The sequence below is a fragment of the Variovorax sp. WS11 genome (genome assembly GCF_010499245.1).
Taxonomy (GTDB): domain Bacteria; phylum Pseudomonadota; class Gammaproteobacteria; order Burkholderiales; family Burkholderiaceae_C; genus Variovorax.
On the sequence record NZ_JAAGOW010000005.1, the window covers coordinates 826,360 to 838,854 of the forward strand.

General features: G+C 69.3%; 12 protein-coding genes. 2 read left to right on the forward strand and 10 right to left on the reverse strand.

Going from position 1 to position 12,495, the window contains the following annotated elements:
• Positions 1 to 40: 40 nt before the first annotated feature.
• The 10 genes from GXN78_RS38495 to GXN78_RS38540 all read right to left on the reverse strand — a co-directional run bounded on the left by GXN78_RS38495 (position 41) and on the right by GXN78_RS38540 (position 8,691).
• Positions 41 to 736 carry a nucleotidyl transferase AbiEii/AbiGii toxin family protein gene (locus GXN78_RS38495; protein WP_106556906.1) on the reverse strand — a complete coding sequence of 232 codons (696 nt, stop codon included), beginning with the start codon at positions 734 to 736 and terminating at the stop codon, positions 41 to 43.
• Positions 733 to 1,251: a helix-turn-helix domain-containing protein gene (locus tag GXN78_RS38500; protein WP_164256315.1), complete on the reverse strand. Its 519-nt coding sequence runs from the start codon at positions 1,249 to 1,251 to the stop codon at positions 733 to 735. The genes GXN78_RS38495 and GXN78_RS38500 overlap by 4 nt, the downstream gene beginning before the upstream one ends.
• 91 nt (positions 1,252 to 1,342) lie before the next feature.
• Positions 1,343 to 2,137 (reverse strand): SDR family NAD(P)-dependent oxidoreductase, encoded by a 795-nt coding sequence (locus GXN78_RS38505; RefSeq protein ID WP_219910071.1) that lies wholly within the window; start codon positions 2,135 to 2,137, stop codon positions 1,343 to 1,345.
• 25 nt (positions 2,138 to 2,162) lie between these two features.
• Positions 2,163 to 3,005: an SDR family oxidoreductase gene (locus GXN78_RS38510; protein WP_106556978.1), complete on the reverse strand. Its 843-nt coding sequence runs from the start codon at positions 3,003 to 3,005 to the stop codon at positions 2,163 to 2,165.
• Positions 3,006 to 3,010: 5 nt separating this feature from the next.
• Positions 3,011 to 3,805 carry a crotonase/enoyl-CoA hydratase family protein gene (locus GXN78_RS38515; RefSeq protein WP_106556979.1) on the reverse strand — a complete coding sequence of 265 codons (795 nt, stop codon included), beginning with the start codon at positions 3,803 to 3,805 and terminating at the stop codon, positions 3,011 to 3,013.
• Between the two features lie 11 nt (positions 3,806 to 3,816).
• Positions 3,817 to 4,926, reverse strand: a complete 1,110-nt coding sequence (locus tag GXN78_RS38520) for an acyl-CoA dehydrogenase family protein (protein WP_106556909.1) — start codon at positions 4,924 to 4,926, stop codon at positions 3,817 to 3,819.
• Positions 4,927 to 4,933: 7 nt separating this feature from the next.
• The gene (locus GXN78_RS38525) at positions 4,934 to 6,130 is read right to left on the reverse strand and encodes an acyl-CoA dehydrogenase family protein (protein WP_106556910.1); all 1,197 of its coding nucleotides are present in this window, start codon (positions 6,128 to 6,130) and stop codon (positions 4,934 to 4,936) included.
• The gene (locus GXN78_RS38530) at positions 6,127 to 6,951 is read right to left on the reverse strand and encodes an enoyl-CoA hydratase (protein WP_106556911.1); all 825 of its coding nucleotides are present in this window, start codon (positions 6,949 to 6,951) and stop codon (positions 6,127 to 6,129) included. Before GXN78_RS38530 ends, GXN78_RS38525 begins: the two co-directional genes overlap by 4 nt.
• 4 nt (positions 6,952 to 6,955) lie before the next feature.
• A complete protein-coding gene (locus GXN78_RS38535) occupies positions 6,956 to 8,224 on the reverse strand; it encodes a CoA transferase (RefSeq protein WP_239143078.1) in 1,269 nt (422 codons plus the stop codon).
• Entirely contained in the window at positions 8,221 to 8,691 is a 471-nt protein-coding gene (locus GXN78_RS38540) for a MaoC family dehydratase N-terminal domain-containing protein (RefSeq protein ID WP_106556912.1), read from the reverse strand. The genes GXN78_RS38535 and GXN78_RS38540 overlap by 4 nt, the downstream gene beginning before the upstream one ends.
• A 143-nt stretch (positions 8,692 to 8,834) precedes the next feature.
• On the opposite strand from GXN78_RS38540, the gene GXN78_RS38545 reads away from it, so the two are divergent.
• Complete coding sequence (locus GXN78_RS38545; protein ID WP_239143079.1) at positions 8,835 to 9,650, forward strand: enoyl-CoA hydratase/isomerase family protein; 816 nt, start codon at positions 8,835 to 8,837, stop codon at positions 9,648 to 9,650.
• 1 nt (position 9,651) lies between these two features.
• Entirely contained in the window at positions 9,652 to 12,486 is a 2,835-nt protein-coding gene (locus GXN78_RS42340; RefSeq protein WP_164256317.1) for an AMP-binding protein, read from the forward strand.
• The last annotated feature ends 9 nt before the right edge of the window (positions 12,487 to 12,495 follow it).

A 12,495-nucleotide genomic window follows, 5' to 3' on the forward strand; every position in this document is an offset into this window, starting at 1 on the left:
CGGACCTTCGAGGTGCACACAACGCACACACCCGACCCGCCTACCGTGGGCGGCCCTTGCCGGGAGCGACCTCTTCTTCGACAGGCACAAGTGGCTCGAGGATCGCATGCGCAAGTGCGAGGCATTCCCAGAAGGACTTGCGAAACGAGCGGGCTTCGATCAGCTCGAACTCGAGCTCTGCGGCATCTGCCCTGGCGTCCAATCGTTGGAGAAACAAGGCCGCGTGCCGTCCCATGTGCGGAAGAGCTGCATCGATGGCCGCTGGCTCGAACGTGGCCACGGCGCAAAGGTCGAAAAGATCACGGACCTTGGCCAGGTCGCCGCGATGCCACATCTTCTTTGCGAGGATCTCGGCCGAGGTCTCGACGCGAATCGGACGTCCTTCATAGTCGACGAGCTCGAAGTGCGGCACCATCAGCGGCGTGCCGACCACAACATCGATCTCCCCTGCCGGGAGCTGCAGCTTGATGAACTGGGCGTTCTCCTCGTAGTCAGCCGTGAGGTCCTCGGCAGGCCCGCCGAAGCGCGGATTCACATAACCAAGGTACTGCGGGTCCGGGACGAACAGGTCGATATCCTTGCTGAACCGGTGATCGAAGCGAAGCATGAGTGCGGTACCGCCGCCGAAGGTCCACGGCGGTGCGACGGTGACCCGCTCCAGGTGCGTCATCAGGTCCAGGGCGTGCGGCCAAAGCTGGCGCCACGGGCCCGCGCGAGTGAAATCGACGGCCGTCATTGCCACACCGTCCTGAAGCACTGCAGTTCATGTGCCAGGCGACGCATCTGGCTCCAGACATGCGAACGCTCGACCCCTTTGTCGGCGTGAAGCTCGTCCACCACTTTCGCGAGCAGCGACATGGGCGCTTCGTCGAGCAGGACCTGCAGATGGGGCCGAACCGGGCGCGGTGCGATGCCGGTGAGGAGTGCCGCCTCGAGCTGCCTTGCCGACATGACGGGCTGGTAACTCACGCTGGCCGTTGAAGCCGCGCGCTCCAGCGCCGACCTGCTCGGCGGAGCCTTCTTGGGGGAGGGCGCGCGCGCCATCCCGCTTGTCGCAACCTTCATCGACAGGCCGATGGACTCCAGGAGGGCCTCCGCCTTCGAGATGCTGAGGTTGCCGATCGACTGCTTCTCCACGGCGTTGATGGTGGAGCGCGAAAGCCCGCTCACTTGCGCGAGGGTCTCCTGGGTAAGCCCCATTTCGGTCCTGCGTGCGCGGACCGCGTTCCCGATTTCGTGAAGGGTGGACATGCCGCCATTGTGCAAGCGACGGGGACGGATGTGCAATATATTCGACATGCCGCCCGCCTCGATAGGCTACCGGAAGGCGCCCGGGGACGTTCTAACTCACCTGAAAGCCCCCATCCACCGCCAGCAGCTGCCCGGTGATCAGCCGCGAAGCCGGGCTCGCAAAGAACAGCGCCGCCATCGCGATGTCTTCCGGATCGCCCATCTTGCCGAGCGGGATGCGCCCCGGCCCCATGATCGGCCCTTTCATGTCGACGCCATCGGTACTGGCAGCCTTGGCCCCGGGCGTCAGCGTACCGCCGGGCAGCACGGCATTCACGCGGATGCCGTCGGCGGCGAACTCCAGCGCGGTGGTCTTGGTCAGGCTGTTCACGCCAGCCTTCGACGCGTTGTAGGTGGCGTTGTGATAGACCACCGCCTGCATCGAGGACACCGACGAGATGTTGACGATCGCGCCGCCGTTCCCCTGCGCCTGCATGCGCCGGATCGCCTCGCGCAGGCACAGGAAGGTGCCGCGCAGGTTCACCGCGTGCAGCTTGTCCCAGAACGCGGCGTCGACCTCGAGGAAGGGCTTCTTCGGAAAGATCCCCGCGTTGTTGACCAGCACGTCGAGGCTGCCGAACTCCGCGATCGCACGGTCGAGCATGGCCACGACCTGCGTGTCCTGCGACACGTCGGCCGTTGCCGCGATGGCCTGGCCGCCGCTCGCGCGGATGCCCGCGGCGGTGGTCTCGGCGCCGTCGGCGTGGATGTCGGCCGCGACGACCTTGGCGCCGGCGCGCGCGAACAGCTCGGCGATCGCCTGGCCGATGCCGCTGCCGGCACCGGTGACGACGGCGGTCTTGCCGGCCAGGCTCAGCGGGCCGGCGGCGAGGGTGGAGTCAGACATGGTGTTTCCTTTTTCTGGCCAGGTTTCATTTCTTGCGCATCGCGTCCCATTGCGCATCGTTCCAGTCCTGCATCGCGCGGAAGGTCGGGCCACCGGCGCCCTGCATCCAGCGCCCGCCGTCCATGACGATCAGGTCGCCGGTCATGTAGCCCGAGCCGTCGGCCGCGAGGTAGGCATACAGGTCGCACAGTTCGCGGTGCTCGCCGAGGCGCCGCAGCGGCACGCCGCGCTCCTGCGCCTCGACCTGGCTGCCGGGCGGAAAGAGCTGCTCCCAGGCACCCGGCGTCGGGAACAGCCCCGGCGCCACGCAGTTCAGGCGGATGCCCTTGGGGCCCCATTCGACCGCGAGGCTGCGCGTCATCGCGAGCACGCCGGCCTTGGCCGCCGCCGACGGTGCGGTGAAGGCCTGGCCGGTGATCACCGGCGCCGACACGGTGCTGATCACGTTGCCCGGCCGGCCAGCCTCGATCCACCGCCGGCCCGCGGCGATCGCACAGTAGAAGCTGCCGTGCAGCACGATGTTCAACACCGCGTCGACGGCGCGTGCCGAGAGCTTGTCGGTGCGCGCGATGAAATTGGCCGCGGCGTTGTTGACCAGCACGTCGAGCGGGCCGGCCTGCCAGAGGCGCTCCATCATGGCCTCGACCTGCTCGGCGTCGCGCACGTCGCAGGTGAGCGTGTCGATGCGCGCACCGGGCAGCTCGGCGCGGAAGTCGTCGGCGGTGGCGTCGAGCACGGCAAGCCGCCGGCCGCAGATCACCAGGTGCGCACCGAGTTCGAGATAGCGCCGCCCGATGCTCTTGCCGAGCCCGGTGCCGCCGCCGGTGACGAGGATCTTCTTGCCCGCGAGCAGGTCTTGGCGAAACATGGCCTTCACCTGCCGACGAACTTGGCCGTGCGCTTCTCGGCGAAGGACTTGCGGCCCTCGGCGGCATCCTCGGTGCCATACAGGAAGGTGTTCTTCGCGGTGGCATGCGTCGCCGCGTGCATCCAGCCCTGCCCGAGCGCCAGGCGCGCGTTCTCGATCGTGCCCTGCACCGCCAGCGGCGCCTGCTCGGCCACGCGCTGCGCGTAGGCGAGGGCGCGCTCGAACTGCTCGCCAGCGGGCACGACCTCCTGCACCAGGCCGAGCCGCAGCGCCTCGGCGCTGTCGAACTCGTCGCCGGTCAAGAGCCACTTCATCGCATTGCCCCAGCCGGCGCGTTCGATGAAGCGGAAGGAGCCGCCGTAGCCGGGCATGATGCCGCGCTTCACCTCGAGCTGCGAGAAGCGGCAGTTGTCGGCGGCGAACACGACGTCGGCCGCCAGCATCAGCTCGATCGCGATGGTGTAGCAGATGCCCTGCATCGCGGCGACCACCGGCTTCGTGCGATAGGGCTCGCGCAGCTGGCCCGGGTCGACCAGGTTCAGCGGCACGTAGGGCGAGCCGGCCTTGCGGTACTCGGCCATCAGCGGCAGGTCGACGCCGCCGCTGAAATGATCGCCCTTGGCATACAGCAGGCCGACGAACAGATCCGGCGCGTTTTCCAGCAGGGTGAAGGCCTCGCCGAGCTCGCGGAACATGCGCGGCGTGAAGCCGTTGCGCTTCTCGACGCGGTCCACGCCCATCAGCAGGATCGGCCCGCGCCGCTCCACGACGATGCGGCCCTCGGGGTGGCGTTCGGTGATGGCGGTTTCAGTCACAGCAGTTCTCCATAGCGTTCGACGTGGTGTTCCGAGTTGCCCCAGGTCATGTCGATCGCAGTCAGTCGTTTGAAATAGTGGCCTGAGGCCAGCTCGTCGGTCATCCCCATGCCGCCATGGAGCTGCGTGGCCTGCTGGCCGACGTAGCGCCCGGAACGTCCGGCCATCGCCTTCGCCGCCGAGGCGGCGCGGCGGCGCAGGGCGCGGTCCGTCGACTCGACGTGCGCCGCGGCCATCAACGCCAGCGCGCGCGCCTGCTCGACGGCGATGCGCATGTCCGCGGCGCGATGCTGCAGCGCCTGGAAGCTGCCGATCGGCACGCCGAACTGCTTGCGCGTCGAGAGGTGCTCGCAACTCAGCTCGGTGAGCTTCGCCATCGCGCCGACGGCCTCGGCGGCGAAGGCGGCCAGGCCCTGGTCGGTCGCCCAGTCGGCCAGCTCCAGGCCCTGGCCGGGCGTGCCGATCACACAGGCGTCGTCCACGCCGACGCCTTCGAAGCAGATCTCGGCGGCGCGCTGGCCGTCGAGGGTCGGGTAGCCGTCGACCGCGACGCCGGGCGACCGGGCGTCGACCAGCATCAACGCCACGCCGTGGCCCGTGTCGGCGGTGACGATCAGCCAGTCGGCGCTGTCGCCATGCGGCACCACGGCCTTGGCGCCGTCGAGCCGCCACCCGCCGTCGCGGCGCACCGCGCGTGTGTTCACGTTCTCCAGGTCGTAGCGCGCCTGCGGCTCCAGCGCGGCGAGCGCGAAGCGCAGCCGGCCCTCGGCGATCGGCCCGAGGAAGCGATCCTTCTGCGCTTCGCTGCCGAAGGCGGCGAGCAGGCGCGGCGCGATCACCGCGCTGGCGACGTAGGGCTCGATCACGAGGCCGCGGCCCAGGCCTTCCATCACGATCAGGGTCTCGACCGCGCCGGCGCCGATGCCGCCGTGCGCCTCGGGCACGTTCAGCGCGAACAGGCCGAGCTCGGCCATCTGCCGCGCCAGCGCAGCGCTCGGGCCTTCGGCCAGGCGCTTGCGGCGTGCCTCGAATTCATACTCGTTCTGCACGAAGCGCGCCATCGTGTCGGCGAGCATCTGCTGCTCTTCGTTCAGCGTGAAGTCCATGGTGGGGCTAGAGCGGGATGAGGGATTTGCCGATCAGCCCGCGCTGGATCTCGTTGGTGCCGCCGTAGATCGCGACCTTGCGCAGGTCGAGGTACTGGCCGGCGAGGGCATTGAGCTGCGTGCCGGCCGGCGTCGGCCCGTCGTAGCCGAATTCGAGCGCGGCTTCGACCAGCGGCACCGCGTAGGGACCGGCGCATTCCATCAGCAGCTCGCCGAGCTCGCCCTGGATCTCCGAGCCGCGCACCTTCAGCATCGACGGCTCCGCCCCCAGGCCGAGGCCGGCGCGTTCGAGCGAGATGAGCCGCGCCAGCGCCCATTCGTGCGCCAGCACGTCGATCTCGATCCTGGCGAGCTTGTCGCGAAAGCGCGGGTCCTCGATCAGCGGCCGGCCGTGCCGGGCCTGCGTGCGCGCCAGCTCCTTCAGCCGGCGCAGCAGCCGCTTGCACATGCCGAGCCCCGCGATGGCGGTGCGCTCGTGGCCGAGCAAATACTTCGCGATCGACCAACCCTCGTTCTCGGCACCGACGCGGTTCTCCACCGGCACGCGCACGCCGTCGAGGAAGACTTCGTTCACGTCGTGGCCGCCGTCGAGCGTGCGGATCGGGCGCACCGTGATGCCGGGCGTGTCCATCGGGATCAGCAGCAGCGAGATGCCGCGCTGCGGCTTCGCGTCGGCCGAGGTGCGCACCAGCGCGAACATCCAGTTGGCCCATTGCGCGAAGGAGGTCCAGGTCTTCTGGCCGTTCACCACGTAGTGCTCGCCGTCGCGCTCGGCACGGGTCTTCAGCGAGGCGAGGTCGGAGCCGGCGCCCGGCTCCGAATAGCCCTGGCACCACCAGTCCTCCATCGCCACGATGCGCGGCAGGAAGCGCGCCTTCTGCGCGTCGCTGCCGAACTTCATCAGCACCGGCCCGATCATCGCGAGGCCGAAGGGCATCTGGCGCGGCGCGCCGGCGGTGAAGCATTCCTCGTCGAAGATGTTGCGCTGCACGGCGTTCCAGCCGCAGCCGCCATGCTCGACCGGCCAGCCGGGCGCGCCCCAGCCGCGGGCCGCGAGGATGCGCTGCCAGCGCACGTAGTCCTCGCGCGGCACGCGCAGGAAGCCCAGCACCTTCCGGCGGATGTCCTCGGGCAACTGGGCGGCGACGAAGTCCCGCACCTCCGCACGGAAGGCTGCGTCTTCAGGCGATTCGTGGAGATTCATCGTCCCTTGAAGCGCGGCTTGCGCTTTTCCTTGAATGCGAGCTTGCCTTCCTCGAAGTCCTCGCTGAGGTTGGTCTGCATCATGTCGGCGCTGTCGGCGATCAGCGCTTCGTGCAGGGTCTGGAAGGGCAGCTCCCAGAGCTGACGCTTGATCATCCGCAGCGACAGCGGGGAGCACGACTCGGCCAGCTCCCGTGCATACGCATAGGTCGCTTCGGCGAGTTCCTCGCGCGGGTGGATGCGGTTCACGAGCCCGAGGCGCAGCGCTTCCTCGCCGCGCACCTTGCGCGCCGACAGCAGCAGGTCGAGCGCGTTGGCGTGGCCGACGGCGTTGCGCAGGGCCCAGGCCATGCCGTATTCGGATGCCAGGCCGAGGCGCGCGAAGGCGGTGGTCAGCACTGCATCGTCGGCCGCGAAGCGCATGTCGGCATAGAGCGCATGCACCAGACCCAGGCCGGCGGTGGCGCCGTTGAGCATCGCGATGACCGGCTTGCCGATCCCGGGGAAGTAGGCGGCGCGGCTCTGGTAGTCCGGACGGCGGCTGAAGTCGTAGGCGCGCGGCAGCTTGTGCAGCAGCGAGCGCGGGAAGGCGCTGTCGTCGCCGGCCGACTTGAACCCGGTGACGTCGCCGCCGGCGCAGAAGGCGCGGCCGGCGCCGGTCAGCACGATCACGCGCACCGCGTCGTCGCTCCCGGCCGCATGCATCGCCTGCCAGACCTCCTCGGCCATCACGTCGGTCCAGGCGTTCAGGGCTTCGGGCCGGTTCAGCGTGAGGGTGGCGATCGCGTCGCGCACCTCGTACAGGATCTGTTCGTAGGCCATGGCGTCAGCGCGTGATGTTGGCGATGTCTTCGGCACCGTAGCCAAACCAGCCGAGCACCTCGTCGTTGTGCTCGCCGAGCTGCGGCGGCGGCAGGTGGATGCCGCCGGGGGTGCCGGAGAACTGGGTCGGCACGGCGGTCGTCACCATCGGGCCCTCGGTCGGATGCCGGTAGCGGTGGAAGAAGCCGATCTCGTTCAGGTAGGGGTCCGAGAGCATGTCCTCGAAGCGCGCGACCGGCCCGTTCGGCACGTCGATCGCGTCGAGCAGCTCGTGCCACTGCGCGGTGGGCCGGGTCTTCATCTGGTCCGAGACCATGCCGTAGACGCGGTCGATGTTCTTCATGCGCCCTTCGTGCGTCGCGAAGACGGGGTCGGTCAGCAGCTCGGGGCGGCCGAGCGTCGGCAGCAGCCGCTTCCACTGCTCGTCGTTCACGGCCAGCACGCAGATGTGGCCGTCGCTCGTCTCGTAGGGGCGGCGATGCTCGGAGAGCAGGCGCACGTAGCCGACGCCGGCGCCCATCGGCGGGTCGAAGGCGCCGCCGTACAGATGCTCCTGCAGGTTGAAGGCGACGATGGTTTCCAGCATCGGCACGCGCACCATCTGGCCGAGGCCTGAACGCTCGCGTGCGTACAGCGCCATCGCGACGCCCGAGGCCAGCATGTAGCCGCAGAACTTGTCGACGATCACGGTGGGCAGGTAGCGCGCCTGGCCGACCGAGCGCAGCATCAGGTCGGCGATGCCGGCCTCGCCCTGCACCACGTCGTCGAAGGCCGGATCGTTCTCGCGCGGGCCGCCGGGCATGTAGCCACAGCCGTAGCCATAGACGATGCGCGGGTTGCGCGCGGCGATGTCCTCGTAGGCGACGCCCAGGCGCTTCGCCGCCGCCGGACGCATGCTGTGGATGAACACGTCCGCGCTGTCGACCATGCGCAGCAGGGCCTCGCGGGCCTCGGGCCGCTTCAGGTTCAGCGTCACGCTGCGCTTGTTGCGGTTCATGTTCAGGTGCATCGCGGCCATGTTGGGGTTGCGCGAGGGGCCGTTCTGGCGGTTCGGGTCGCCGTCGGGCGTCTCGATCTTGATGACGTCGGCGCCCATGTCGCCGAGGATCATCGTCGCGACCGGGCCGAGCACGTTGACCGTCAGGTCGATCACGCGCACGCCGGTCAGCGGCCCGGCGCTGGTGGGCAGCCTGGCGTGCAAGGGCTCGCCGGCCGGGGCCGGATCGGCCTGCACGCTGGCCTGCACCTCGGCCGGCAGCACCGGCGCTTTCACGTGCGCACCTCCGAGCGGGCCTTGAGCATGCGCAAGGGCGTGTACTCCATCACCACCGTGCCGTCTGCCTTCACCACGCGGTTGCGCGTGCGCACCAGGCCGCGGCCGGGCCGGCTCTCGGAGCGGCGCGCCTCGATCACCTCGCATTCGACGTGGATCGTGTCGCCGGCGAAGGTCGGCCCCTTGATGTCGAGCTGCATGCCGAGGAAGGCGAGGCCGGTGCCCTGCATCGTGGCCTGCGCGAGCAGCCCCTCGGCGAAGCAGAACACCATCGAGCCGGGCGCCAGGCGCCCCTCGAAGCCGGCGACGTTGCGCAGGAAGTCGAGATTGGTGAACAGCACCTCGGTCATCCCGATCTTGTCGATGAAGCCCACGATGTCGGCCTCGGTGACCGTGCGCCCCACGGTCTTGAACTGCCGCCCCAACGGCAGATCCTCGAAGCAGAAACCGAGACCGACTGTGTCCATTTGGCACCTTGAACGCAAGAAATTTGCGCTTCCATTGTTGAACGATGTTCGATAATATAAATGCCGAGTCGATGCGCCGTCAACACGACGGCCCCCTCGGAAACCCGCCCGTACCACTGAAATCGAATCGAAGGAGACCTCGCTTGGAGACCGACAGCCGCTATGCGCGCTACACGCGCCTGAAGTTCGACCGGCCCCACCCGCGCGTGCTGCGCGTGACGCTGGATTCGCCGCTCAAGATGGGCGCGATGGACGCCGCGATGCACCGCGAGGCCTCGCAGATCTGGGCCGACGTCGATGCGGACGACAGCGTCTCGGCAGTGATCGTCACCGGCAGCGGCAAGACCTTCTCCGCCGGCGGCGACCTGCACCACGAGCGCAAGGTGTGCGAGGACTACGCGCTGCGCATGCAGGCGATGAAGGAATCGCGCGACCTGGTGCTGGGGATGATCAATTGCCGCAAGCCCATCGTCGGCGCGGCGCGCGGCTGGGCGGTCGGCGCCGGGCTGGCGCTGCTGATTCTTGCGGACGTGTCGATCGCCTCGCGCGACGCGAAGTTCTCCGACGGCCACCTGAAGATCGGCGTCGCGGCCGGCGACCACGCGGCGATCATCTGGCCGCTCCTGTGCGGCATGGCCAAGGCCAAGTACTACCTGATGACGGCGGAGACCTTCACCGGGGAGGAGGCCGAGCGGATGAACCTGATCTCGATGGCGCTGGCCGACGAGGAGGTGGAGGGCAAGGCGGTCGAGGTGGCCTCGCGCCTGGCCGAGAGCGCGCCGGCCGCGGTGCGCTGGACCAAGCAGACGCTGAACCACTGGCTGCGCCAGGCGGCACCCATCTTCGATGCTTCGCTGGCGCTCGAGTTCATCGGCTTCGCCGGCCCCGAGGGCATGGAGGGCATCGATGCCTTCCTCGGCAAGCGTGCGCCGAAGTTCAGCCCCGACACGCCGGTCTAGCATGCTCCAGACCATCGGCGAGCTGCTGGAACGCAACGCGCGCTTCCACCCGGAGCGTGAGGCGCTGGTGTGCGAGGGCCGGCGGCTGAGCCATCGCCAGCTGCTCGAACGCGCGAAGCGCCTGGCCGACGGGCTGCACCGCCTGGGCCTGCGGCGGCAGGACCGGGTCGCGATCCTGTCGATGAACAACGCCGAGTACATCGAGCTGCTGGCCGCCGGCGACTGGGCGGGCTACATCGTCGCGACGGTGAACTTCCGCCTGGCCGCGGCCGAGGTCGAATGGCTGCTCGGCGATGCGACGCCTCGCGTGCTGGTGTTCGAGGCGCAGTATGCGGAAATGGTCGACGCGCTGCGGCCGCGGCTCGCGACCATCGAGGCCTATGTGTGCATCGGCGGACCTGCGCCGGGCTGGGCCAACGACTACGAGGCCGTCGTCGAGCAGGGCTCCCCCGAAGGACCGCCATTCCGCTCGCACGCGCAGGACTACGGGCCGCTGGTCTATACCAGCGGCACCACCGGCCGGCCCAAGGGTGCGCTGCGCGCCCAGTGGCGCTGGGTGCGCACGGCCGACGCCGGCTCGCGCATGAGCGAGCTCGACTCCGACACGCGCATGCTGCTGACGACGCCGGCCTTTCACGTCGGTGTGATCGGCTATGCGCTGCAGGTCCGGTGGTGCGCCGGCACGCTGGTGCTGCACCGCGGCTTCGATGCGGCGAACGTGATCCGCACGATCCAGGAGGAGCGCATCAGCTTCACCTTCGTCGTGTCGGCGATGCTGCAGGCGATCCTCGATTCGCCGGCGATCGGCGATGCGGACCTGTCGAGCCTGCACAACGTCGTGGCCGCGGCGGCGCCGGTGCCGGTGGCGCTGCTGCGGCGTGCGTTCGAGCGCATCGGCCCGGTGTTCTCGGTGCAGTACGGCGCCACCGAGACTGCGGGCTGCGGGATGTACCGTCACGAGCTGAAGCCCTTCGGCGACGCGCGCGACGTGAAGCGCATCGCCTCGGTCGGCCACCCGGGGCAGGGCACGCGGATCCGCATCGTCGGCGATGACGGCGAGGACTGTCCGGCCGGCACCGCGGGCGAAGTCTGGACCCTCACCGACGAGCGCATGGACGGCTACTGGAACAACACCGCCGCGACGCTGGAGGCGCTGCGGGACGGCTGGTATCGCACCGGCGACGTCGGCTATGTGGACGAGGACGGCTACCTGTTCCTGGTCGACCGCAAGAAGGACATGATCATCTCGGGTGGCGAGAACATCTACAGCCGCGAGGTCGAGGAAGCGGTGCAGGCCTATCCGGGCATCGTCGAGTGCGCGGTGATCGGGGTGCCCGATGCGAAGTGGGGCGAGGCGGTGAAGGCCTACGTGGTCTGCGCCAGCGGCGCGAGCGCGCCCGAAGCCGAGGTGATCGCCCATTGCAAGCGCCTGATCGCCGGCTACAAGTGCCCGAAGCTGGTCGAGGCGATCAGCGAGCTGCCTCGGGTGGCGAGCGGCAAGGTGAACAAGGTGGCGCTGCGCGAGCGCGCGAGGGTTCGCAATGAAGCATCCTGCGTCGACCTTGTCGAAGGATGCGTCTTGCTCCGGGGAGGGGGAATGGGCACCGGCCTTCGTGCCGGCGTTGCGCCTTTGCTGGGGGCTCCCTCTCCCGCTTGCGGGAGAGGGTTGGGTGAGGGTTTTGGGCGGACGCGCCATGGCGCAGTTGAATTCCAACTCCCCTCTGGCCGTAGCCGAGGAGCGCAGCTTTTCGCGGATCAGGGCCGCGCGTGTTTGAGCGAAGCGAGTTTGCGCGGACCCCGCGAAAGCGAGCACCGCAGGCTTCCCGAGCGAAGCGGAGGGTCGCGGCCAGTGGGGTCGCCTTTTCTGTTACTTTCTTTGGCGACGCAAAGAAAAGTGACTCACCTGCCGGGGGCGACATCCCGGCTCCAGCCTCGAAACAAGCACCGCCGAAACGAGCGTCCGGTGCCCCTCCCCAGCCCTCCCCCCAGGGGAGGGGAGGGAGCAAGACCGCATCACCGCAGCGTCCAGCACGGAGCTTGTCCAATGACCGCCCTGTTCGAAAACCAGGTTGCCGATCGCATTGCGACCGTCACGCTGTGCCGCGCGCCGGTAAATGCGCTGAGCGAGGAGTGGGGCGAGGCCTTCGGCGCGCTCCTCGACCAGCTGGGCGCGCGCGACGACTGGACGGTGCTGCATCTGCGCAGCAACCAGAAGGTGTTCGCGGCCGGCGCCGACCTGGCGCAGATCGATGGCTGGGCCGGCGAAGCCCGTCCGGGGCCGCGGCTCGCGCTCTACATCGAGCGGCTGCAGGCGGTGTTCGCCAGGCTCGCGAGCCTGCCGCAGGTCACGCTGGCGGAGATCGGCGGCGCCGCGCTCGGCGGCGGGCTGGAGCTGGCCCTGTGCTGCGACCTGCGCATTGCCGCGAACGAAGCCAAGCTCGGGCTGCCCGAAGTGGGCCTCGGCCTGATTCCCGGCCTCGGCGGTACGCAGCGCCTGACGCGGCTGGCGGGCGCCGGCATCGCGAGCCGCCTGATCCTCGGGGCCGAAGTGCTGGACGGCACGGCCGCGAAAGAGCTCGGCCTCGTGCAATGGGCAGTGCCCCGGGCCGCGATCGCCGGCGAGGCATCGCAGCTGGCGCGGCGCGTTGCCGCGCTGCCGCCGCCGGCCTTGCGCGTCGCCAAGCAGTTGATCGCAGCCGCCGGCGCTTCGGCCACCACCGGCTACGCGCTCGAACGCGAGCTGGGCGGCGCCTTGCTCGAAACGCCGGAGGCACGCGAACGCATCGCGGCCTTCCTGCAGCGCAGCGCCAAGCCCGCACCGACCCCATCCCCCTGAACCCTGGAG